28 protein-coding genes and 1 riboswitch are annotated in these 21412 nt (G+C 71.1%); of the genes, 14 read left to right on the top strand and 14 right to left on the bottom strand.

What is annotated here, in order from left to right:
- Nucleotides 1-20 precede the first annotated feature (20 nt).
- The gene (locus tag VIL67_RS14385; RefSeq protein WP_332049599.1) at nucleotides 21-776 is read right to left on the bottom strand and encodes an Ig-like domain-containing protein; all 756 of its coding nucleotides are present in this window, start codon (nucleotides 774-776) and stop codon (nucleotides 21-23) included.
- Nucleotides 777-870: 94 nt separating this feature from the next.
- Here VIL67_RS14385 and VIL67_RS14380 point away from each other — a divergent pair, with 94 nt between their 5' ends.
- Nucleotides 871-1470, top strand: a complete 600-nt coding sequence (locus tag VIL67_RS14380; RefSeq protein ID WP_332049598.1) for an LOG family protein — start codon at nucleotides 871-873, stop codon at nucleotides 1468-1470.
- Here VIL67_RS14380 and VIL67_RS14375 read toward each other — a convergent pair.
- Complete coding sequence (locus VIL67_RS14375) at nucleotides 1463-2389, bottom strand: LysR substrate-binding domain-containing protein (RefSeq protein ID WP_332049597.1); 927 nt, start codon at nucleotides 2387-2389, stop codon at nucleotides 1463-1465. The genes VIL67_RS14380 and VIL67_RS14375 overlap by 8 nt on opposite strands.
- A gap of 333 nt (nucleotides 2390-2722) precedes the next feature.
- Between VIL67_RS14375 and VIL67_RS14370 the strand changes: the two genes are divergently transcribed.
- Nucleotides 2723-3541, top strand: coding sequence for an outer membrane protein (locus VIL67_RS14370; RefSeq protein ID WP_332049596.1), 819 nt, complete (start codon nucleotides 2723-2725; stop codon nucleotides 3539-3541).
- Here VIL67_RS14370 and VIL67_RS14365 read toward each other — a convergent pair.
- The 6 genes from VIL67_RS14365 to VIL67_RS14340 form a co-directional block, all read right to left on the bottom strand.
- Nucleotides 3538-5583, bottom strand: a complete 2046-nt coding sequence (locus VIL67_RS14365; RefSeq protein ID WP_332049595.1) for an NAD(+) synthase — start codon at nucleotides 5581-5583, stop codon at nucleotides 3538-3540. The two genes, VIL67_RS14370 and VIL67_RS14365, sit on opposite strands and share 4 nt — an antisense overlap.
- Before the next feature lie 145 nt (nucleotides 5584-5728).
- Nucleotides 5729-6562 (bottom strand): thioesterase family protein, encoded by an 834-nt coding sequence (locus VIL67_RS14360; RefSeq protein WP_332049594.1) that lies wholly within the window; start codon nucleotides 6560-6562, stop codon nucleotides 5729-5731.
- A 29-nt stretch (nucleotides 6563-6591) separates the two neighbouring features.
- Nucleotides 6592-6825 (bottom strand): helix-turn-helix domain-containing protein, encoded by a 234-nt coding sequence (locus VIL67_RS14355; protein ID WP_332049593.1) that lies wholly within the window; start codon nucleotides 6823-6825, stop codon nucleotides 6592-6594.
- Entirely contained in the window at nucleotides 6825-7346 is a 522-nt protein-coding gene (locus VIL67_RS14350; protein ID WP_332049592.1) for a DUF2975 domain-containing protein, read from the bottom strand. The genes VIL67_RS14355 and VIL67_RS14350 overlap by 1 nt, the downstream gene beginning before the upstream one ends.
- A 93-nt stretch (nucleotides 7347-7439) precedes the next feature.
- Entirely contained in the window at nucleotides 7440-8117 is a 678-nt protein-coding gene (locus VIL67_RS14345) for a nitroreductase (protein WP_332049591.1), read from the bottom strand.
- 140 nt (nucleotides 8118-8257) lie between these two features.
- Nucleotides 8258-8584 (bottom strand): hypothetical protein, encoded by a 327-nt coding sequence (locus VIL67_RS14340; RefSeq protein ID WP_332049590.1) that lies wholly within the window; start codon nucleotides 8582-8584, stop codon nucleotides 8258-8260.
- Between the two features lie 170 nt (nucleotides 8585-8754).
- Here VIL67_RS14340 and VIL67_RS14335 point away from each other — a divergent pair, with 170 nt between their 5' ends.
- A complete protein-coding gene (locus tag VIL67_RS14335; RefSeq protein WP_332049589.1) occupies nucleotides 8755-9279 on the top strand; it encodes a DUF1993 domain-containing protein in 525 nt (174 codons plus the stop codon).
- Between the two features lie 201 nt (nucleotides 9280-9480).
- Here VIL67_RS14335 and VIL67_RS14330 read toward each other — a convergent pair whose 3' ends face one another.
- The 4 genes from VIL67_RS14330 to fliX all read right to left on the bottom strand — a co-directional run bounded on the left by VIL67_RS14330 (nucleotide 9481) and on the right by fliX (nucleotide 11902).
- Complete coding sequence (locus VIL67_RS14330; protein ID WP_332049588.1) at nucleotides 9481-9747, bottom strand: hypothetical protein; 267 nt, start codon at nucleotides 9745-9747, stop codon at nucleotides 9481-9483.
- 642 nt (nucleotides 9748-10389) lie between these two features.
- Nucleotides 10390-10809, bottom strand: a complete 420-nt coding sequence (locus tag VIL67_RS14325; protein ID WP_332049587.1) for a hypothetical protein — start codon at nucleotides 10807-10809, stop codon at nucleotides 10390-10392.
- Between the two features lie 139 nt (nucleotides 10810-10948).
- Nucleotides 10949-11377 (bottom strand): RNA polymerase-binding protein DksA, encoded by a 429-nt coding sequence (gene dksA, locus VIL67_RS14320; protein ID WP_332049586.1) that lies wholly within the window; start codon nucleotides 11375-11377, stop codon nucleotides 10949-10951.
- A gap of 93 nt (nucleotides 11378-11470) precedes the next feature.
- Nucleotides 11471-11902: a flagellar assembly regulator FliX gene (gene fliX, locus VIL67_RS14315; protein ID WP_332049585.1), complete on the bottom strand. Its 432-nt coding sequence runs from the start codon at nucleotides 11900-11902 to the stop codon at nucleotides 11471-11473.
- A 216-nt stretch (nucleotides 11903-12118) separates the two neighbouring features.
- Here fliX and VIL67_RS14310 point away from each other — a divergent pair, with 216 nt between their 5' ends.
- The 3 genes from VIL67_RS14310 to VIL67_RS14300 are packed head-to-tail and all read left to right on the top strand — an operon-like array spanning nucleotide 12119 to nucleotide 14004.
- Complete coding sequence (locus tag VIL67_RS14310; RefSeq protein ID WP_332049584.1) at nucleotides 12119-13228, top strand: flagellar basal body P-ring protein FlgI; 1110 nt, start codon at nucleotides 12119-12121, stop codon at nucleotides 13226-13228.
- Entirely contained in the window at nucleotides 13228-13542 is a 315-nt protein-coding gene (locus tag VIL67_RS14305; protein ID WP_332049583.1) for a rod-binding protein, read from the top strand. Before VIL67_RS14310 ends, VIL67_RS14305 begins: the two co-directional genes overlap by 1 nt.
- A gap of 12 nt (nucleotides 13543-13554) precedes the next feature.
- Nucleotides 13555-14004 carry a flagellar basal body protein gene (locus VIL67_RS14300; protein ID WP_332049582.1) on the top strand — a complete coding sequence of 150 codons (450 nt, stop codon included), beginning with the start codon at nucleotides 13555-13557 and terminating at the stop codon, nucleotides 14002-14004.
- Here the strand turns inward: VIL67_RS14300 and VIL67_RS14295 are convergent.
- Nucleotides 14001-14378, bottom strand: a complete 378-nt coding sequence (locus VIL67_RS14295; protein ID WP_332049581.1) for a VOC family protein — start codon at nucleotides 14376-14378, stop codon at nucleotides 14001-14003. The genes VIL67_RS14300 and VIL67_RS14295 overlap by 4 nt on opposite strands.
- Nucleotides 14379-14505: 127 nt before the next feature.
- Nucleotides 14506-14674: riboswitch (FMN riboswitch) on the top strand.
- Between the two features lie 82 nt (nucleotides 14675-14756).
- On the opposite strand from VIL67_RS14295, the gene VIL67_RS14290 reads away from it, so the two are divergent.
- The 3 genes from VIL67_RS14290 to VIL67_RS14280 are packed head-to-tail and all read left to right on the top strand — an operon-like array spanning nucleotide 14757 to nucleotide 15966.
- The gene (locus VIL67_RS14290) at nucleotides 14757-15251 is read left to right on the top strand and encodes a 6,7-dimethyl-8-ribityllumazine synthase (protein WP_332049580.1); all 495 of its coding nucleotides are present in this window, start codon (nucleotides 14757-14759) and stop codon (nucleotides 15249-15251) included.
- Between the two features lie 11 nt (nucleotides 15252-15262).
- Nucleotides 15263-15679, top strand: a complete 417-nt coding sequence (locus VIL67_RS14285) for a PaaI family thioesterase (RefSeq protein ID WP_332049579.1) — start codon at nucleotides 15263-15265, stop codon at nucleotides 15677-15679.
- Nucleotides 15676-15966, top strand: a complete 291-nt coding sequence (locus VIL67_RS14280; RefSeq protein WP_332049578.1) for a DUF1330 domain-containing protein — start codon at nucleotides 15676-15678, stop codon at nucleotides 15964-15966. Before VIL67_RS14285 ends, VIL67_RS14280 begins: the two co-directional genes overlap by 4 nt.
- Here the strand turns inward: VIL67_RS14280 and VIL67_RS14275 are convergent.
- Entirely contained in the window at nucleotides 15963-17546 is a 1584-nt protein-coding gene (locus VIL67_RS14275) for an ABC-F family ATP-binding cassette domain-containing protein (RefSeq protein ID WP_332049577.1), read from the bottom strand. The two genes, VIL67_RS14280 and VIL67_RS14275, sit on opposite strands and share 4 nt — an antisense overlap.
- Nucleotides 17547-17699: 153 nt before the next feature.
- Between VIL67_RS14275 and VIL67_RS14270 the strand changes: the two genes are divergently transcribed.
- The 5 genes from VIL67_RS14270 (at nucleotide 17700) to VIL67_RS14250 (ending at nucleotide 21397) form a co-directional block, all read left to right on the top strand.
- Nucleotides 17700-18752: a DUF2157 domain-containing protein gene (locus VIL67_RS14270; protein WP_332049576.1), complete on the top strand. Its 1053-nt coding sequence runs from the start codon at nucleotides 17700-17702 to the stop codon at nucleotides 18750-18752.
- Entirely contained in the window at nucleotides 18749-19360 is a 612-nt protein-coding gene (locus VIL67_RS14265; RefSeq protein WP_332049575.1) for a GDYXXLXY domain-containing protein, read from the top strand. The genes VIL67_RS14270 and VIL67_RS14265 overlap by 4 nt, the downstream gene beginning before the upstream one ends.
- Nucleotides 19361-19426: 66 nt before the next feature.
- Nucleotides 19427-20143 (top strand): 2OG-Fe(II) oxygenase, encoded by a 717-nt coding sequence (locus VIL67_RS14260; RefSeq protein ID WP_332049574.1) that lies wholly within the window; start codon nucleotides 19427-19429, stop codon nucleotides 20141-20143.
- 14 nt (nucleotides 20144-20157) lie between these two features.
- On the top strand, nucleotides 20158-20628 hold the full coding sequence (locus VIL67_RS14255) for a DUF1203 domain-containing protein (protein ID WP_332049573.1): 471 nt from the start codon (nucleotides 20158-20160) through the stop codon (nucleotides 20626-20628).
- A gap of 97 nt (nucleotides 20629-20725) precedes the next feature.
- Nucleotides 20726-21397: a hypothetical protein gene (locus tag VIL67_RS14250; RefSeq protein WP_332049572.1), complete on the top strand. Its 672-nt coding sequence runs from the start codon at nucleotides 20726-20728 to the stop codon at nucleotides 21395-21397.
- Nucleotides 21398-21412 lie beyond the last annotated feature (15 nt).

The raw sequence follows: 21412 nt of genomic DNA, 5'->3' as shown, positions 1-21412 counted from the left end.
ATAGGCCAATCCTTCGCCCTTCAGTCGATCAGCACGGTCGACTGCACCCCGCCGCCCGGCGTCAGCCAGTCGGCGCGCAGCCCCGCGCCTGACAACTGGCTACGCAGCGGTCCGCCGGCAAGGGGCGGCGCCGGCTGGGTCTCGACGACCGCCGCATCCTGGAAGCCATCGCCGAACACCTCCAGGCGGTGCCGGCCCGAGTCGGCCGGCGGCAGGGCGATGCTGAAGCGTCCCGCCGCGTCCGCCCGCCCTTCGGCCACCTGGCGGCCGTCCTGGCGCACCAGCACCACCGCGCCTGGGGGCGCAGGCCCCGACAGCACCGCCCCGCCGCCGCGGTCGAAGTCGAGCGTCCCCATCCCCGGCCTCTGCCGGTCCAGGCGGATCGAGCCCCCGCCCGAGCGCAAGGCCGCCGCCTGGCCGCCGGGCGCAACCAGCACATAACCCTGCGCCTGCACCTGCCTGCCGCCGGCGGTCATCGACAGGCCGAAGATCCGCGCCGCGGCGGCCGGTGGCAGGCGCACCTGCCACCGGCCATCGCGACCGGCTTCGGTGATCGTCGCCTCGCCGGAGGGGGTGGCCAGCCGGACCTGCGCGCCGGGCGCAGCCGTGCCCGAAAGCACGCCGTTGGCATAGGCGGCCGCGGCAGGCGGCGCGAGATAGCTGGCGGCCTCGGACTTCTCCTGCGCGGCCTGGCCGGCGCGTCCGCCGTCCCGGCCGCAGCCAGCCACGAGCAACAGCCCCAGCGCTGCGGCGATACGTCGGAAGGTCGGGCTCACGGTCGGCTTGCAACTCCTTGGGCGTGGCCATAGCTAATCGGGTTTGCGCCCGCGCTGAAGCGTCCTGGCGACCTCTTCTCTGGAGTACCCTCGCATGGCGCGTGACCGCCTGGATTCCGTCTGCGTCTTCTGCGGCTCGTCCGACGCCGCCGATCCGCAGTTCCTGGCCGCGGCGGCGGCGCTCGGCCGCGCCCTCGCCCAGGCGGACCTGAAGCTGGTGTACGGCGGCGGCGGCGTGGGGCTGATGGGCGCCACCGCGCGGGCCGCACACGAGGGCGGCGGCCGCGTCCTCGGCATCATCCCCGACTTCCTGCAGGGCAAGGAGCGCGCCTACGAGAGCGTCGAGCACGTGGTCGTGGCGTCCATGCACGAGCGCAAGATCATGATGTTCGAGCGCTCCGACGCCTTCGTGGTCCTCCCAGGCGGCATCGGGACCCTGGAGGAAATTGTCGAGCTGCTGTCGTGGCGCCGCCTCGACCTGCACGCCAAGCCCGTGGTGTTCTACAACCCGCGCGGCTTCTGGGAGCCGCTGTTCAGGCTCTTCCAGCACACCGTGGACGAGAAGCTCACCCCGCCCGAATTCATGGGCTCGTGGATCGCTGTCGAGCACGTGGAGGAGATCATCCCCGCCCTGATGCGCGAAGGGGCTTCCGCGGACGCGCAGGACGAGCGCCGGGTGGCGGGCCTCAGCTGAGGCCCGCGTAGCGCTGGACCGCCGGATCGGCCGCCACCGCGGCCAGCAGCCACTCGCGGAACGCCGCGATCTTGCGGGTCTTCCGACGGTCCTTCGGATAGACCAGCCAGTAGGTCGAGCCCATCTGCACGGTGACGTCGAACGGCTGCACCAGGCGGCCGCTGGCGATCTCGCCCGCGAAGAGGATCGGAGACGCCAGGGCGACGCCATGGCCGGCCAGGGCCGCGGCCACCTCCAGCGTCTGGGTGTCCCCGGCCAGCCGCGGCGCGGCGCCCGCGGCGTCCTGCGGCGGCTCCACCCCCGCCGCCTGGAACCAGAGCGCCCACTCCCAGGCCGCACCGATCCGCGGCACGTCCCGAACGTCGCCGGGTGATGCGAGACCGCCTAGGCGCGCCACCAGCTCGGGGGCGGCCAGCACCGTCTGCACGGCGGGGAACAGCGGCAGGGCCTCGAGGCCGGGCCACTCGCCCTGCCCGCCGCGGATCGCCACGTCGACCTCCTCCCGCAGCAGGTCGACGATGCGGTTGTCGGTCTCCACCCGCACGGCGATCTGCGGATGCGCCACCTGGAAGGCGCCGAGCCGGGGCGCCAGCCACTGCATGGCGACGGTCTGGAGGGTGGAGATCGCCAGCACCCCTTCCCCCTTGCCGGTGATGTCCGAGAGCGCGCTCCGCAGGCTGCCCATGGCCTCCGTCGCGGCCCGGGCGAGCCGCTCCCCGGCCGCGGTCAAGGCGACCTCCCGCGGCAGGCGACGGAACAGCGCCTGGTCCAGCCGCTGCTCCAGCGCCTTCACCTGCCAGCTCACCGCCGCCTGGGTCATGCCCAGCTCCTCCGCGGCCCGCGTGAAGCTGCCCAGGCGTGCGGCCGCCTCGAAGACGCGGACGGCGCTGAGCGGGATGGAGGCGAGCGGGTCAGACATAAGGCTGACTTATGGATGCAGCAGGAGAACACGTTTGTCCACAGGCCGGCTGCGGCGCACCTTCCCGTCACGTTCAGCTCCAGACGGGAGACACACCATGGACCTTCAGTTCAAGACCCACCGCGACGTGCCTTATGGCTGGATCCTGGCCGTGGGGGACATTTTCCGGGCCTTGCGCAGCAGGCATGCCGCGGCCGGCGCAGGCCGCCCCCGGCCCGCAGCGACATTCGTGCCACAGGGTTCTATATATCGGCAGCAATAAGCAACCCGGACCACCCCCCGCCCGTACTTGCACGACGTCGACGTGAGCGACGACCGAACAGGACGGGCATGATGAAGACGATTCTCTGGACCACCGTGTCCCTGGCGACCTTGGCCCTGGCGGGCGCGGCGAGCGCACAGGAGTGGAGCGGCCCCTGGATTGGCGCCCACGCCGGCTACATCGACCGGTCCGACACGGACGACGAAGGCGTCACCTTCGACACGAACCTGGACGGCACCTTCGGCGACACGGTGCGCACCGCCGCCGGCGCCGACGCGTTCTCCCCAGGCTTCTGCGGCGGCTTTCCTGTGGGCAACGCCGCCGCCGCGGGCTGCCGGGCGGACGACGAAAGCGGTGGCGAGTTCGGGCTCCGGCTTGGCTATGACTGGCAGGTCGGGCCATTCGTCGTCGGCGCGCTGGCCGAAGTGAGCCGCACCCAGATCGAAGACAGCGTCACCGCCTTCTCGACGACGCCGGCCGCCTACACCTTCACGCGTGAACTTCACGCGCTGGGCGCGGTGCGGGCCCGCGGCGGCTACGCCTTTGGCGGCAACCTGCTCTATGCGACGGGCGGCTACGCCCGCGGCGACTTCAAGCGGCGCTTCTACACCACCAACACCGCCAACACCTTCCCGGTCAGCGGCGGCGACGATCCGGAAGGCTGGCAGGCGGGCCTCGGCTTCGACCGCAAGCTCACCCCGGATGTCACCTTGGGCGTGGAGTGGCTTTATACGAAGCTCGACGACGAAGGCTACGTCGCCCGCGCCGCCGGCCCGGTTCCGGCGACCAACCCGTTCGTCATCGTGAACGGCCAGGGAACCGACCTGCGGCGCACGGAAGACGACTTCGAGTTCCACAGCTTCAGGATCACCACGAGCTACCGCTTCTAGGGGACGTTCGCCTCCAGCTCCTCGAGCCAGACGCGCGCCGTCCCGTCCGACGGCGCGCGCCAGTCCCCGCGCGGCGAGAGGTTGCCGCCCGAGATCACCTTCGGCCCGTTCGGCATGGCCGAGCGCTTGAACTGGCTGATCTCGAAGAAGCGGAACAGGAACAGGCCCAACCAGTGCTTGATGGCCGCCAGGTCGTACTGGTGGCGCGCTTCCTCGGGGAAGTTCGGCGGCCACTGCCCGCCGTTCACGTCGCGCCAGGCGTGCCACGACAGGAACGCGACCTTCGAGGGCCGCAGGCCATAACGGGTGATGTAGTAGAGGTTGAAGTCCTGCAGCTCGTAGGGACCGATCTTCGCCTGCGTCGACTGCATCGCGCCGGACGCATCCGCCGGCACCAGCTCGGGCGAGATCTCGGTGCCCAGGATCGACAGCAGGGTCTCCGACGCCTCGGGGTTCAGCTGGCCGGTCTTCACCACCCAGCGGATCAGGTGCTGGATCGAGGTCTTCGCCACCGAGCCGTTGACGTTGTAGTGGCTCATCTGGTCGCCGACGCCGTAGGTGCACCAGCCCAGCGCCAGCTCCGACAGGTCGCCGGTGCCCAGCACGAAGCCCTGCCGCTGGTTGGCCAGGCGGAACAGGTAGTCCGTGCGCAGGCCCGCCTGCACGTTCTCGAACGTGACGTCATAGACCGGCTCGCCCCCCGCGAACGGGTGGCCCATGTCCTTCATCAGCTGGATCGCCGCCGGCCTGATGTCGATCTCCTCGCCGGTGACGCCCAGGGCCTGCATCAGCTTCCAGGCGTTGGACTTGGTGCCTTCGCTGGTGGCGAACCCTGGCATGGTGAAGCCCAGGATGTCGGAGCGCGGCTTGCCCAGGAGGTCGAAGGCCTTGCAGGCCACCAGCAGGGCGTGGGTCGAATCCAGCCCGCCCGAGACGCCGATGGTGATGTGCTTCGACTTGGTGGCGCGCAGCCGCTTCACCAGCCCCTGCACCTGGATGTTGAAGGCCTCGTAGCAGTCCTTGTCCAGCCGCTCCGGGTCGTCGGGCACGAAGGGGAACCGGTCGATGTGGCGCAGCAGGCCCACGTCCTCGAGCGACGGCTTGTGTTCGAACCGAACCCGCCGGAAACGGCGCTCGGGATGGCCGGCGGCCACGGCGTTGTCGTTGAACGTGGGCGAGCGCATCCGCTCCAGCTTCAGGCGCTCCACGTCCACGTCGGCCACCGCCATCTGCGGCCCCTCCGGGAAGCGCTCGGTGCAGGCCAGCCGCTTGCCAAGCTCGTGGATCGTGGCCTGGCCGTCCCAGGCCAGGTCCGTGGTGCTCTCGCCCGGCCCCGCCGCCGAATAGAGGTAGGCCGCCTGGCAGCGCGACGACTGCGAGGCGCACAGCATCTCCCGCTCGTCGGCCTTGCCGACCACGATGTTCGAGGCCGACAGGTTGCAGAGGATCAAGGCCCCGGCCATGGCCGCCTGGGTGGACGGCGGCGCGGGCGCCCAGAAGTCCTCGCAGATCTCCACGCCGAACACGAAGTCGGCCAGGTCCTCGGCCTCGAACACCAGGTCGGTGCCGAACGGGGCCTCCTGGCCGGCCACCTTGATCGTCAGGCCAGTGATCCCGAACCCGGGCGCGAACCAGCGCTTCTCGTAGTACTCGCGGTAGTTGGGCAGGAAGCTCTTGGGCACCACCCCCAGCACACGCCCGCGGTGGATCACCACGGCGCAGTTGTAGAGCCGGCCGGTGTGGACCACCGGCGCGCCCACCAGCAGCACCGGCGCAAGCTCGCGGCTCGCCGCCGCCAGGCCCGCCAGTTCGGCGTCCACCCGCTTCAGCAGGGCGTCCTGCAGCAGCAGGTCGTCGATGGCGTAGGCGCTGATCCCCAGCTCCGGGAACAGCATCAGGTCGCAGCCGCGGCTGTGCCCCTCCCGCGCCAGCGCCAGGGTCTCGGCGGCGTTGAAGCCGGGGTCGCCCGGCGACACCCGCGGCGTGCACGCCGCCACCCGGACGAAGCCGTGGGTATGGATCGAGTAGAACGCCTTGGTCACGCGCGGCTCCGCTGCTGTCGCCCCGACTAACGCACGCCGCCGCGCCGGGCGCCATCACAGGCCTGAGGCGGGCGCTCCCCGGAAGGGGAAATGCTCACTGTGAGCATATAGCCTCGCCGGCAGCTGGCGCAAAGCGCGCCCGCCCCTACTCCGGCGCGCCGCGTGGAACCTCGCGGTACCAGACCAGCTGTTCGCTGGTGGCCAGCAGCTTGCCGTCGCGCCGCCAGTAACTGGAGCGCTCGTCCGACGTTCCGCCGCCGCCCGTGCGCCCCTCGTACTCCACCAGCAGCCAGTCACGGCCGGCCTCCGCCACCTCGGCGGCGGTGGCGTGCAGGTAGACGGTCAGCGACAGGGTCGTGGTCATCACCGTGTGACCCAGGGCGTAGAAGGCCCGTGGCGGCGAGTTGTCGGTCAGCATGCCCAGCAGCGGCTTGTCCCAGGGCCCCAGCCTGGGCCGCACCCAGGCGGTGGAATAGGAGCTGGCCTGCGGCTGGATGGGGAAGCTCTCGGCCGTCCGCCGCTCGAACGCCTGCGCCCCGAAGTGCCGCGCCCCGCCCGGGCTCATCGGCGCCGGCAGGCTCTCCGGCTCCGGCGCCTGCGGCATACGGGCGAACAGGAAGGCTGGCGTCGACGGCCGCCTGGCCATGGTCACGATCGCCTGGACGCTGACCCCCTCGGCGCCCGCCGGCCGCAGGTCCACCTCCCACACGCCCACCGAGCCGCCCTGGCGCAGCCGCCGGGTGCGCACCTCGATCTCGCCGGCGGTCAGGGCCGCCACATAGGTCAGGGTCACCGACAGCGGCTCGCCCGTGGCCTCCGGCTCGGCCGCCACCACGCTCAGCGACAGGCCGATGGGATAGCCGCCCCACAGCGGCCCGTTCGGGTTACGCCACTCCGGCCCGGCCACCGTCGTCCAGCGGCCTGCGCCTTGGGCGGTCAGCGGGAAAAGCTCTTCAGTCAGGTCGTGCGACGCGCTCATGGCCCGGGCTCTAGCGCGCCGACGCCCCGTCAGGGAAGCCGCTCGGCGCCGCCCCCGTCGCGGCGCTCGAAGGCGATCAGGTCGCCGGGCTGGCAATCCAGCGCGTCGCAGATCGCCTCCAGGGTCTCGAACCGCACGCCCTTGGCCTTGCCGGTCTTCAGGATCGACAGGTTGGCCAGCGTGATGCCCACCTTCGCCGCCAGCTCGGTCAGGGTCATCCGGCGCGCGTGCAGCATGTCGTCCAGCTTGATCAGGATGGGCATCAGATCATCGCCTGCAGGTCGCCCCGCAGACGCGCCCCCTCGCGGAACACCCCGGCGAGTACGAAGGTCAGCAGCACCGCCAGCCAGCCGGCCAGCGGGAACTCCCACTCCATGGGCGCTCCGCTGGCCCGGACCTGCGCCGCCAGCACCCCGAACCCCATGTGCAGCAGCTGGATCATCAGCAGGCACCAGGCCACCGCCCGCAGCCGCTCGGCGTTCTCCGGCACGAAGGGGTCGCCGTCGCGCACCGTCTCGGCCATCGCCAGCAGCCGGGTCAGCAGCGCATGCACCAGGGCGAACATCGGCGCCCCGACCAGCACCATGGCGCGCAGGGCCGGCAGCAGCCGCTGCACGTCCACACCCGGCATGTGGGTGCGGTAGTACTGAACGAAGAGGTCCTCGCGTACGAAGCTCAGCCCCAGCAGCAGGAAAAAGGCCGCGGCGGCGGCGATGTTTGCTCCGCGGCAGAGCCGCAGCAGCGCCCGGGTCAGCCCGAGGGTGGATCGAAGGGTTTCCGGCATCAGGGCCTCCCGCCCGACAAACTATTGTCCGACGATAAGTCGCTTACTGTGCGGCGGCAATTACTTTATTGTCCCACGATATCCTGCGCGGCCCTAACCGTCGAAGCCGACGAAGGTCGCCGCCTCGTCCACGCGCTTGCGCTCCGAGACCACGGCATTGGCCGGGAAGGTCTCGTCGGGCCAGCCCAGCGCGATGGCTTTCATGATCACCTGGTCCGCCGCGATCCCGGCGTGCTCGCGCACCACCGGCGACTGCATGATCCCCTGGCTGTTGATCACGCAGCCCAGGCCCCGCGACCAGGCCGCGTTGACCAGCGCATTGGTCACCGCCCCGCAGTCGAACGGGCTGTCGTCGCTGCCGTCCAGCGCGCGGTCATAGGTGACGATCACGCACACCGGCGCGTCGAACTGGCGAAAGCCGCGCATCACCCAGTCCTGCCGCCGCTCCGCGTCCTCGCGGGCGATGCCCATGGCCCCGAACAGCTGCTTGGCCACCGCCACCTGCCGCTCCCGGTGCGCGCCCGCGAAGGCCGGCCCCGTGCGGAACTCCCGCGACTGCGGCACGCCCGCCAGCATCCGCTCGGTGTTGCCCGCCCGGATGCGCGCCAGCGGCTCGCCGGTCACCACATAGAAGTTCCACGGCTGGGAGTTCATGGACGACGGCGCCCGCATGGCCAGCGCCAGGATCTCCTCGATCAGCGCCCGCGGCACCGGATCGGGCTTGTAGCCGCGGATGCTGCGCCGCCCCAGGACGACCTCGTCGTACTCCATGCCGCTCCCCCTTCGTGGGCCGCCCGCCGGCCCAGGCCCCCTGCCTAGCGTCCCCGCGCGCCGCCCGCCAGCGCCGGACGCGCCGCGCCTGACGCCCCGTCAGCGCCGGGCCGTCAGCTCTGACCGTCGGCGCTGAACCGTCAGCCGCCCTGCTCGTCCACCTCGATGATCACCGGCTTGCCGCGCGACAGCGGCTCCCAGCCGGCCGCCACGGCCGAGGCGATGGCGCGCGCCACCAGCTCCACCCGCACCTCCTGGGGCTTCATCTGCGGCGAGCCGAACCTGGGCCTCGTCCCCACCGGGAACTCCAGCACCGCCTCCCGCTGGCCCTCCGCATGGCGCACGGCGATCGCCATCCCGTGCCGCTCGGCCGGATCGCTCGACCACCGCGGGCTGCGCTGCAGCCGCCACACATAGGGCTCCCCGCCCACCTCGATCGGAAACTCATCCGCCTGCTTTCGCGCCATGGCCGACGAGTTAGCCCAGCCCGCCCCGCCAGGCCACCGTCAGCCGCGGGAGCTGGGTGTCGTCACCCGGACCCATTTGCTAAGGCTCCGGGCTCCGGGCCGTCCCAGCCATGTCGCCCCGGCGTCCAGGCGCGCTCCGGCTTGGTGCCCGCCAGAGAACAGGAAACCCGATGAGCTTCTCGCTGCACGCCGCGACCATCCCGCCCTACCTGCAGATCCTCGGCTCGGTCGCCCGCCTCGTGGACCGCGCCGAGGCCTGGTGCGCCGAGACCAACACGCCGGCCGAAGAGATCATCAACGCCCGCCTGATCGCCGACATGCTGCCCTTCACCTATCAGGTGAAATCCACCGCCGAGCATTCCATCGGCGCGGTCCAGAGCGTCCGCGAAGGCTTCGCGACGCCCAGCCTGGCGATGCCGCCTTCGACCTTCGCCGAGCTTCGCGACAAGGTCGCCGCCGCCCGCACAGACCTGGCGTCCCTCGAGCCCGCCGAGATCGACAGCTTCGTCGGCAAGCCCGTCCGCTTCGAGTTCAAGGCCCTGAAGCGCGACTTCACCGCCGAGAACTTCCTCATCGGCTACGCCCTGCCCAACTTCTACTTCCACGCCGTGACCGCCTACGACCTGCTCCGGGCGCGTGGGCTGCCCCTGGGCAAGCGTGACTTCCTCGGCGACCTGCCCGCGACGTCAGGGTAAGTCCGGCGGCCCCGCTGCGGACCGCCGCGAGAATCGTCGAAGGCCCCCTCAGAGCTCGCGAAGGGCGCGCGCAATGCGCCAGAAGCGGACATTGGCGCCGCGTCCAAAAACAGAACATTCAGCCTGCTTAGCGTGACGCCTCTCACCTGCTCCGGCCGACGTCAGCGGCGAGAGTGAGTGCGCGATCCAGGTTTCAAGCGGTCATGGGACACTCCCGTCGAAGCTAAGTTGCTCGCTAAGCGCCTCGCCGAGCTCCAGCCCGTCACGGATCAGCGCGTAGTAGGTGTGATGGGCCCAGCGATCGAAATCGGCGGGAACAGCGTCGGTCGGGACGGAGCGCTCGGCACCGAACGCCTCGGCGCGTCGGCGGACCCGCTTCAGAATCGGTTCGCGTCGCGGGTCAGAAAGGATCCGGACGGTGTACGCGTCGGCGGGACGATCGACGGTCACTTCGACTGTCAGAGCCACGTCGCCTCGTGCTGTGTCGCAGAGGGGGCTCGGAGCCTTCGCAACCCGAAGCGGACTCCCGTCCGCTCGACGCACGGCCCCGGCATCCCTCTCCCGCAGACTCTCGGAGAGAGCCTGGCGCACGCCGGCCGAGGCCACGCCTGGGGCGAGCTGGTGAACGGGCCCGGTTGTGGAGAAGCGCTCCGAGACGCAGAGCCTAGCTTCCTTCGAGAGATGAACCCTTGCGGGATTCAGAGGAGAGGCCGTCGCACAGCCGGCAGCCATCGCGCCCCAGGCGACGACACTCGCCATGGCAACAGCGCACCTGATGGGCCCTGGACCTGCAGGAAATGGGCGCAAAGAGCCTCCTTCCAGCCAGCAGCCGGCTTGGATGGACTGGTGGAACGCCGGCATGTGACTGCGGCGGATCCGGAGGACACGGCCAGCTTTGCCGCTGCGAGCGAGAACCCCTCAACACAAGCTTCAGTTGCGATCTCACACTGTGTGATGAGCAGCGGGAGGACTGTCAGCTGGGTTTGGGAGTCGACATATTCCGCTCAACTTGACGATGAGGTCGGCTAGCACGAACCCAGCTAGCAGGCGCCTGGTGATGGCTCACGCGGGCCGTCGCCAGACGCTATCGCCTGCGCCGGACCCACAGCTTCATAGTTGGCCGAGAGCTCCCAGGAGTCCCGTCATCTCCACAAGCGTCCCGACCTCGAAGAGGATGCCGTCACGCGTTGCGCGCCACATGATCCGCACACGACGCCCGGTGAATACGCCGCCCCAGGAAAGTTTCGCTTCACCGTAGACCTGGTCCCCGGTGGCGCCGACGTTCGTGATGCGTCGGACGTCAAAGCCTTCCTGGGCAAGGTAGGATTCCAGGCCCGCCTCGGGTCCGCCGATCGGGAAGGTCGCCAAGACACGCCGCCGCACGACCGTATCGTCGGTGGAGCTGTAGTTCGGCGGAAGATCGCCCGCCACCAATCGCGAACGCGGCTTGGCGGTGCAGGCGGTGGGCAGCGTCAGAGCGGGAGCTACAGCCACCAGCGCCACCTGCCGACGGGTCAGGGTCAAGGACATCGCCCTATCCTGCACGTCATGAGGGCGGATTGTGGCGCGTCTCTACAGAGCCAGGAGCGGACCTTCCGCCCGCGCGCGGCCACCTCACCCCACCAACAAAAACGGCCCCTTCCGGGGCCGCAGTCTCAGAGCCTGGCGCTCAATCGTCCCGGTGGACCCGTTCGCGGCGCTCGTGGCGCTCCTGGGCTTCCAGGCTGAGGGTGGCGATGGGGCGGGCTTCCAGGCGGGCTACGCCGATCGGCTCGCCGGTCTCCTCGCAGTAGCCGTAGGAGCCGTCCTCGATGCGGCGCAGCGCCTCGTCGATCTTGGAGATCAGCTTGCGCTGGCGGTCGCGGGTGCGGAGCTCAAGAGCCCGGTCGGTTTCCGACGAGGCCCGGTCGGCGAGGTCCGGGTGGTTTTCAGTCTCGCTCTGGAGATGCGTGAGCGTCTCGCGGGATTCCTTGAGGATATCCTCTTTCCAGTTCAGGAGCTTCTGCTTGAAGTACTCAAGCTGACGCTCGTTCATGAACTCCTCGTCCTCGGAAGGACGATACTCAGGCTTGTCTGCCAGCACTGCGGCCGCCTTCATGAAAACCTCAAGCCCCCCTAAAGAACCGAGACACGCGACGGGCTTATAACAAAGAGAACACCGGTTTCAATGACCCCGGATTCCAAAGCGTGATTACGCCGCACGCCTCGCCTGTTCAAGCTTGGCCATCTCGACCGCCGCCCGCACCTCGATTTCCTCCAGCACCGCCTCCAGCTTGGGGTCGTCCGTGGCGGCGCGCTCGTCCCGCAACGCGCGGGTGAGCCGCTCCAACTGATGCGCGGAGAGGTTGCCGTCAAGCAGGCTGACCTTGATCTCGTCCAGCACGTCAAGGATCCGCCCGGCCCGGGTGACCGCCCGGCGCTTGCGCTCCAGCGGCCCGCCAACGTCCTGCAGGGCCAGGAGGGCGTCGACGCCCATCAGGCTGGAGGTCGCCGAGACGCCCCGGCTCTCCGCCGGCCCCTGCGCCTGGCCGACGCCGGGCAGCCGGAAGCCGCTTCCCCCCGAGGGCCTGGCCTTCCCCGGCCCGCCCGCTTGGCTGATCCCACCTGGTCCGATGACCTTCATCCGCCCCGACCCACCAACACGGGCCCACTCCGGCCCACGGCGGCAGAGTCGCGCTGCGTCGCTTGCGGTATGGTTAATGCCGGGCAATTTCTGCCGGGGCCGCGGAGCGCCGGCCGCCCGGCCCAGCCTCACCGCTGAATTTCCTGCGCTTTTCGCCCCCGGCGCAGTTGGCACGGCTGTCGCAAGGCGCCGCCGGACGCAGCTTCACGGTTAACCATGATCCGCCTCCTCCGCCTTCTCGTCGCGACGCTCGCCGTGGCGGGCCTCTGCGCCCCGCCGGCCTACGCCAAGAGCCGCATCAAGGACATCGTCGAGTTCGAGGGCGTGCGCGAGAACATGCTGGTGGGCTACGGCATCGTGGTCGGCCTGAACGGCACGGGCGATGCGCTCCGCAACGCGCCCTTCACCAAGCAGAGCCTGGAGGCCATGCTGGAGCGGCTGGGGGTCAACACCCGCGACGCCAACCTCAACACCAAGAACGTGGCCGCGGTGATGGTCACCGCCAAGCTGCCGGCCTTCGCCGCGGCCGGGGCGCAGATCGACGCCACGGTCTCGGCGCTCGGCGACGCCAAGAGCCTGCTGGGCGGCACCCTGCTGGTCACCCCGCTGCTGGGCGCCGACGGCCAGGCCTATGCGGTGGCCCAGGGCACGGTGCAGACGGGCTCGATCAGCGCGTCGGGCGCCTCGGGGTCGACGGTGTCGAAGGGCGTGCCCACCGCGGGCCGCATCGCCGGCGGGGCGATCGTGGAAAAGGAGATCGGCTTCCAGCTGGCCAGCATGGACCAGCTGCGGATGACCCTGCGCAACCCCGACTTCACCACCGCCCGGCGCATCGCCGATGCGGTCAACAAGAGCTACCCGGGCTCGGCGCTCGCCGAGAACCCGACCATCGTCGCCATCCGCCCGCCCGCCGGGCGCGACATGATGACCTTCGTCTCCCAGGTGGAGAACCTGACCGTCGACCCCGACGCACCGGCCAAGGTGGTGATCGACGAGGTGGCCGGGGTGATCGTCATGGGCGAGAACGTGCGCGTCTCCACCGTGGCCATCCAGCAGGGCAACCTGACCATCACCGTGCGCGAGAGCCCGGCGGTCAGCCAGCCGGCGCCCTTCGCCCGGACGGGCGAGACCGCGGTGGTCCCACAAAGCGAAGTCGCCGTGGATGAAGAGACCGGCCGCCAGTTCGTCACCCTGCGCGAGGGCGCCTCGCTCTCCAGCCTGGTGTCGGGGCTGAACGCGCTCGGCGTCACCCCGCGCGACATGATCTCCATCCTGCAGACCATCAAGGCCGCGGGCGCCCTGCAGGCCGACATCGAGGTGATGTGATGGGTCCGGTCTCCGTCGCCCCTGCCCTCCTCCAGCCGGCCGCCGGCGCCGGGGCCGCCTCGGCCGCCGAGCTCGCCAAGCGCGGCGAGATCCGCGAGACCGCCCGGAAGTTCGAGGAGCAGTTCCTCTCGATCATGCTGCAGCAGATGTTCGAGGGCGTGGAGGTCTCCGCCCCGTTCGGCGGCGGCCAGGGCGAGGCCATGTTCAAGTCGTTCATGACCGAGGCCATGGCCAAGCAGATGACCCGCGCCGGCGGGATCGGGCTGACCGACCAGGTGGCCCGCGAGATGCTGAAACTCCAGGGACTGAGCTAGAGGACTTCGACCATGGCCCTTGCCGCCAACAGCCCCGCCGACCGCGTGGAGCAGCTGATCATCCTGACCGAGCGGCTCACCGAGCTGATCGCCTACGAGTCCCAGGCCTTCGAGAACCGCCGGCCGCAGGACGCCGCCGCCAACATCGAGGAGACCGGGCGGCTGGCCAACCTCTACCGCCACGAAAGCCTGCGGGTGCGCGCCGAGCCGGCGCTCGTCCAGTCCGCGCCCGTGGCGCAGCGGGAGCGGCTGATCCAGGCGACCAAGGCCTTCGACGCCGTGCTGGCCCGCCAGGCCCGCGCCATCGAGGCCGCCAAGCTGATCACCGAGGGCCTGGTCCGCGCCATCGCCGACGAGGTCGCCGCCAGCCGCCAGCAGGCCTCCGGCTACGGCCCCGGCGCGACCCTGGCCGGCCAGCCCGCTTCGACCGCCACCGCCATCACCCTCAACCGCCGGGCCTAGTGCATGGTGTCGTGCACGACCTCGAGCTTGTTGCCGTCGGGATCGAGCAGGACCGCGCCGTAGTAGTCCGGGGCGATGTCCGGGTGTGGGCCGGCCGCCCGCAGCGGGGTCGCGCCGCGGGCCAGCGCCTGGGCGTACACCGCGTCGACCGTCTCGCGGCTGTTGGCGGTGAAGGCGATGTGGGCGCCCTGCCCGGCCACCGGCCCCTCGGCGACCGGGTAGAGGAAGAAGGCCGAGCCGACCTCCGGCCGCCCGTAACCCAGCTCGCCCGGCTTCTCCGACAGCAGCCCGGCGCCCAGCGGCCCGAAGAAGGCGTCGTAGAACCGCCGCCCAGCGGCGAGGTCGCGGACCCCGACCGACAGGTGATCAAACATGCCATGGCCCTCCTGAAGCTCCGCCGTGAGGTGGGCGCCCGCGGCCTCGTTTTCAACGATTCAAACGCTTGTTTGACGCAGCGTCACCATGTCATGGTGAGTACGACGCCGAAGCCCTTTCGGCGTCCTGCGTTCTCAGGGCGGGGTGAAACTCCCCACCGGCGGTAATGTCCTCCAAGCCTCGGCGAAGGAGGAACGAGCCCGCGGGCGCCCTCCGGAGCCTCGGCGAAGGAGGGGACGAGCAGACCCGGTGTGATCCCGGGGCCGACGGTCATAGTCCGGTTATGAGAACTGTCGTCGCGTGACGGGCGGACTCCGCCCGCGCGCTTCGGCGTCTCCCTGAGTCGTGGTCCCTCGAACCCGGTCAGGGAGAGAACCATGACCCAAGTCGCTTATGAACTGCCCACCGCCAACGGCGCCTACCGCGCCGCGCGCATCGCCTTCGTCCACTCGCTGTGGCACGCCGACATCGTCCGCGAGGCCCACGCGGGCTTCATGGAGGAGATCACCGTCCTCGGCTTCCCGCCCGGCGCAGTCGATCTCTTCGAGACCCCAGGCGCCTTCGAGATCCCCCTGCACGCCCAGACCCTCGCCCGCACCGGCAAGTACGCGGGCATCGTCGCCGCGGGCTTCGTGGTGGACGGCGGGATCTACCGGCACGAGTTCGTCGCCGAGACGGTGATCCGCGCCCTCATGCAGGTCCAGCTCGCCACTGAGACCCCGATCTTCTCGGTGGTGCTCACCCCGCACCATTTCCACGAGCACGACGTCCACCAGCGCTTCTTCCACGGCCACTTCCGCGTGAAGGGCCAGGAGGCGGCGCGGGCCTGCGCGGGCACGCTGGAAAGCCTCGCCAAACTGGCGGCGGCGTGATGGAGGCGATGATGAACATCCCCGCCGGCTTCGAGCCCCACGATCGCAAGAGCCCGCTGACCGAACCTTGGGAGCCGCTCTACCGCCGCACCAGCGGCGACAGCGTCGTCCTTGGCCTGCGCGCCGCCGACCCCCACACGAACAGCCGCGGCTTCGTGCACGGCGGCCTGATCTCGGCGCTCGCCGACAACGCCATGGGCCTCTCCTGCGCCCGTCGGCTGGGCCTTGAGACCGGGCTGGTGACGGTGAACCTCAGCGTCGACTTCCTCGGCCTGGCCCACAAGGGCGAGTGGCTGGAGTTCGACACCATGTTCGTGAAGCCGGGCTCCACGCTCTGCTTCGCCCAAGCCTTCGTCACGGCCGACGGACAGCCCTGCGCGCGGGCCAACGCCGTGTTCCGGGTCATCGCGCGGAGGGCGGCGGCATGACCTGCTACATCGTCGGCCGCATCGCCATCCACGACCGCGAGGCCTACGGCCGTTACGCTGCGGGCTTCATGCCCGTGCTGAAGGCGCACGGCGGCAGGCTGATCGTGTCCGAGGAGAACCCCGAGCCCATGGAAGGCGAGTGGGACGGGCGCAAGCTCGTGGTCCTCGCCTTCCCAGACCGGGCAGCCGCGCTCGGCTGGGCCAACTCGCCGGAGTACCGCAAGATCGCCGAAGACCGGTTCGCCGGCTCGGACGCGATCGTCCTGCTTGCGGAGGGCTTCGGCTAGCCCAACGCCAGGACGCGATGGATCCCGACCGCCGCCAGGAAGTCGGGGTCATGGCTGACCACCAGCAAGGCTCCATCGTAGCCGGCGAGCGCCGCCTCGACGGCCGCGATGGAGTCCAGGTCGAGGTGGTTGGTCGGCTCGTCGAGGATCAGCAGCTGCGGCGGCCGCGCGGCCATCAGCACACAGGCCAGCGCCGCCCGCAGCCGCTCTCCCCCGGAGAGCTCCGCCACCGGCTTGTCGGCCGCCACGTTGCGGAAGAGGAAGCGGGCGAGCGCGGCCCGCGCGGCGTTGTCGGACGCCTCCGGGTTGAGCCGCTGGAAGGCCTGGACGAGGGTCTCGTCCGCCCGGAGCAGGGCGGTCTGCTGGTCGAGGAAGGCCGTGGGAACGCCTCGGCGCACCCGTCCCGCGGTGGGGGCGAGTTCGCCGGCGGCCAGCCGGATCAGGGTCGTCTTGCCCCTCCCGTTCGGACCGGTGACCGCCACCCGCTCGGCGCCCACGATCTGCAGCGACACCTCCTGGAGCACCGGGGCGCGGCCAGGCCAGGCGAAGGCCACGTGCTCGAGCGCCAGCACCGGCTTGCCGGTTGGCAGCGCGCAGGACGGCAGGTCGAACGCCAAGGTGCGGACCTGCTCCACCCGCGCGCGGGCCTGCGCCAGCGCCTCGGCCGCCTCGTCGCGAAGCCGCTCGCCGAGCACCTGGCCGCGGCCGGCGCTCTCCTCCGCCCGCCGCTTCAGACCTCCCAGCAGGATCCGTGGGGCCGAGCCCGAGCGGGCGTATCGGCGGCCGGCCGCGTCGCGCCGGGCCTTGCGCTCGGCGACCGCCTGCGTCTCTCGCGCCACTCGCTCGACCGCGCGCCCGGCCTCGTCCAGCGCCCGCTCGGCCACGGCCTCTTCCGCCGCCTTGCGTTCGGCGTAGAGGTCGTACCCCCCGCCGTAGACCTTCGCACCGAGGCTGGTCAGCTCGACGATGCGGTCCATCCGGCGCAGCAGCTCGCGGTCGTGGCTGACCACCACGGCACCGCCCGTCCAGCCGCCCAACACCTCCGCCACCAGGGCCCGGGCCTGGGCGTCGAGGTTGTTGGTCGGCTCGTCCAGCAGCAACAGGTCAGGCTGGGCGGCGACCAGGCCGGCGAGGCTTGCCCGGGTCACCTGTCCCCCGCTCAGGGTGGCCGCGGGGCGCGCCACGTCGAGGCCCGGCAGCCCGACGTCGGCGAAAGCCGCCGCGAGCCGGGGCTCCAGCCCCCAGTCGGCCTCAGCGAAGTCAGCCTCGTCGCCCTCGCCCGCCTCGATGCGGGCGAGCCTGGCGAGCGGTTCGGCGACGCCCAGCAGGTCGGCGACGCTCGCACCCGGCGGCGGTTCCAGAATCTGGCGCAGCACGCCCAGCCGACCGCGGACGGTGACGGTCCCTGACGTGGGCGCGATCTCGCCCAGGACCAGCCGCAGCAGGGTGGTCTTGCCGACTCCGTTGCGGCCGACCAGCCCTGTGCGATCGGCGCCGAAGCTGAGGGTCAGGTTGTCGAGGAGGGTGCGGCCGTCAGGCGCGCGGTAGGTAAGCGAAACGAGAGTGACGAATGCGGGCATCGGAGACCTGAGCGGCGTGGACGTTCGGGACGAGGCAGGTGTCCGTCGCGTGACGCATGGGTCTCAGGCTCCTTCGCAAGGTCGCGCCTTCTACGCCACGAACGCCGTTCCGGCAATTGCCGGGCGCCCTGATCTCGGCCAGTCTCCTCGCGCATGGCTAGCTACCGACGCCGCCTGGAAGGCGACCTGGAGCGCTGGATCGCGGCCGGGCTGGTGCCCGCCGCGAACCGCGAGGCCATCCTGCAGACCGTCGCGGCGGACCGCCGGCTGGACGCAGCGACGGCGCTGTCGGCTATCGGGGCCTTCCTGGCCGGCGCCGCGGTGATCGCCTTCGTCGCGGCCAATTGGTCGGACATCCCGCGCCTCGTCCGCTTCACCTTGGTCCTGGCCGCTTTTTTGGCCGCGGCCGGCGGCGCGGCCTGGGCCGCGCGCCGCGGGCGCGAGGTGACCAAGAACGTGCTGCTGAGCGTCGCCGCCCTCGTGTTCGCCGCGGCCATCGGCCTGACGGGCCAGATCTTCGACATCGCCGGCCGGCCGCAAGACGCCCTGCACGGCGCGGGCCTGGCCGCCGCCGCCCTGGCGCTGGCCGGGCGCTCGTCCTGGACAGCGGCCGCCGCGGTGCTGCTGATCGTCGCCGGCGACGGCTATGGACAGGCGAGCCTGGAGCCGCGGCTGTGGCTCCCCTGGACCCTGGCCGCCGCGCCCGCGGCCGCGGGCCTGTCGCTGCTCTGGCGCTCGGGTCCGCTCGCCCAGGCGGCCGGTTTCGCCGCGCTGCTGGTCGTGCCGCTCGCCGACCTGACCGGCCAGCCGCGCGCGGTCTATCTGCTGTGCGCCCTGCTGTTCACGGCGTTGGCCGCGGGCGCCCGCCTGGTCCGCCCGCGCATGGAAGGGCCTGCGACCGTGCTCTACGGCTGGCTGGTGATCGGCGCGCTAGGATATTTCGCAGCCGCCGGCCTTGGGCTCGACGACACCCGCATCCTTCACCCGGTGGCCTGGCTGGCCCTCTCCGGCGCGGCGGTCGCGCTCGGCCGCCATGATGGCCACGCCGTGGTCACGGCGGCGGGGGTCGTGAGCCTGATCGCAGCCGGCCTCGTCCTGCTCTTTGACCTGGGCGTCGGCCTGCTCACCGCCGCGGCGGTTTTCGCCGGGCTCGCCGTGGCGGCCCTGGTCGTCGCCCTCGCCCTGCGCCGCAGGAGCCCCGCATGACGACCGGTCCGGCCGCGCGTATCCTGGCCACGGCCGTGATCCTGAGCCTGTCCCTTGTCGGCCTGGTGGTCCACGAAGGCGTCGAGCGGAGCCGGGGCGTCGAGGTGGTCCTGCCGATCGCCGCCTACGATCCTCGCAGTCCGCTCTCCGGCCACTACGTCGCCTTTTCGGTCGAAGAGGTTCGGCCGGCCGGCAGCGCCTGCCCGCCCGGCCTCTCCCGGCTTGGCGAAAGCCCTCGACTGGGTTGGGTGGCGCTGCGTCGGGAGGGCGCGGCGCATCGGCTCGCCGGATGGGCCCCCGAGCGCGCTGTCGCCCGGAAGTTCGGCGAGGTCGTGCTGCGCGGGGCGGCCACCTGCATCCCGCTGGACGACGGCGTCCGCCTCCCGCTCGACCTCGGCGTCGACCGCTTCCACGTCGACCAGCGTCAGGCGCAGGCGATCGAGGCCGCCCTGCGCTCCGCGCCCGTTCTCCGGGGGCCAGCCGAGCCCGCGGCGGTGAACGCCGTGGCCGTGCGCGGCTTCGCCGTCCTTTCCGCCGGCCGCGATGGCAAGGCGCGCCTGAAGGCGCTGATCGTCGACGGACGACGCACCGACCTCGCCTGGCTCTAGCGGCTTCCGGACCTGTGTTGCGGTTGCAAGATTGAGCCCGCGGGCGGCCGGGGCGATCTCTCGCGCATGGACGCCGCCCCCGCCCTGCCCCGCCTCGAGACCATCGATTGGATCGCCGCAGCCGCCCAGCTGAACGCTCACGGCTGCGCGCCCCTTCGGGGCCTGTTGGCCCCGGAGACCTGCGCTGGCGTCGCCGGCTGGTACGACCGCCAGGAGCTGTTCCGCAGCACGGTCCACATGGCTCGGCACGGCTTTGGCCAGGGCGAATACCGCTACTTCGCCTATGCGCTGCCGGACCTTGTGACCGAGCTGCGAACCCGCCTCTACCCGCCGCTCGCGCAGATCGCCAATGACTGGAACGCCGCGCTCTCCGTGCACAGCCGATTCCCGGTCAGTCACGCCGAGTTCCTCACCCGCTGCCACGCCGCCGGGCAGACGCGGCCGACACCGCTGCTGCTGCGGTATGAGCCCGGCGACTACAACTGCCTGCACCAGGACCTCTACGGCGAGCACGTCTTCCCGCTGCAGGTCGCCATCCTGCTGGACGAACCCGGCCGTGACTTCGAAGGCGGCGAGTTCGTGCTGACCGAGCAGCGGCCACGCATGCAGTCCCGCGTCGAGGTCGTCCCGCTTCGTCAGGGCGACGCCGTCGTATTCCCGGTTCGGGAGCGGCCAGTCGTCGGCGCCCGCGGGGCTTATCGCGTCAAGCTGCGGCATGGCGTCAGCCGTCTTCGCGCCGGCCGCCGCCATACGCTCGGCCTCATCTTCCACGACGCCGCCTGACCCAGGAGCGACCGATGTCGTACATAGTCTCCGGCCTGCCTCTGGGCGCCTTCCAGCCGCTGTTCGGGCTGGCGGACGCGGCCCTGGCCCAGCGCGGCGTGATCCGCATGAGGGCGGACGCCCGACCGGGGTTCCCATGCCGCATCACCCTCGAGGACGCCGCGCCGGGGGATACCGTGCTGCTGCTGAACTACGAGCATCAGGCCGCCGCCACGCCCTATCGCTCGAGCCACGCGATCTTCGTCAACGAGTCCGCACGAGAGGCCGCGCGGTACGTGGCCTCCGTTCCACCAGCGCTCGCAGTCCGGCCGATGATCTCCCTCCGGGCCTTCGATGAAGCGGGCATGATGGTGGACGCGGCGCTGGCGCCCGGGGCGGAGTGGGACGAAGCCATCCGGCGCCTGCTCGCTGCGCCGGGCGCCGCCTACCTCCATGCGCACAACGCCGGCCGCGGCTGCTACGCCGCCCGGGTGGACCGCGCCTAGCCCAGTGCGAGAGGCGGGGCGCGGCGAGACGCCCCGTCGCCGGGCGCGTCCAGGCGGCCTAGACGGGACGGGAAGAGAGTCATCCGGAGAAGTCTCCTTGCGTATTCTGAAGATCCTGGCGGCGGCCGCAGCCCTTGTCGCCCTGCCCGCCACCGGCGCCCTCGCCCAATCGGGCTCGTTCGCCCTCGGCGCCAACCTCGGCACGCCGGGGGTCGGCGTCGAGGCCCAGTTCCGCGTCAGCGACAGCCTGGTGGTCCGCGGTGGCGCCGACTGGCTGAGCTACAGCCGGGACGAGACCTATTCCGGCGTCGAATACGACGGCAAGCTGAAGGCGGCGACGGCCGGCCTGTTCGCCGACTGGCATCTGGGCGGTTCCGCCTTCCTGGTCTCGGCGGGCGCCTACCTCGGTGATCGCAAGGTCGAGCTCGACGCCCAGCCGGCCGGACCGGTGAATATCGGCGGCGCAACGTTCACGCCGGCTCAGGTGGGCCGCATCGACGGCAAGGCCAAGATGTCCAAGGCGCAGCCGTTCGTGGGTCTCGGCTTCGACAACACCTTCACGAGCGAGGGCGCCTGGGGCTTCCGGGCGCTCGCCGGGGTGTCCTTGTCAAAGGCGCCCGACGTCAGCCTGCGCGCCTCGGGCGGCACGCTGTCGAACGATCCGACCTTCCAGGCGCGTCTGCGGCAGGAAGAGGCCGACCTCCAGGACGACGCCGACGACTTCAAGTACTATCCGATCGTCCAAATCGGCGTCACGCGCCGCTTCTAGGGTCGTCAGGCGCAC

It is taken from the genome of Phenylobacterium sp. (assembly GCF_036563385.1).
Lineage (GTDB): Bacteria > Pseudomonadota > Alphaproteobacteria > Caulobacterales > Caulobacteraceae > Phenylobacterium.
This window is presented reverse-complemented; position numbering and strand designations above follow the sequence as displayed.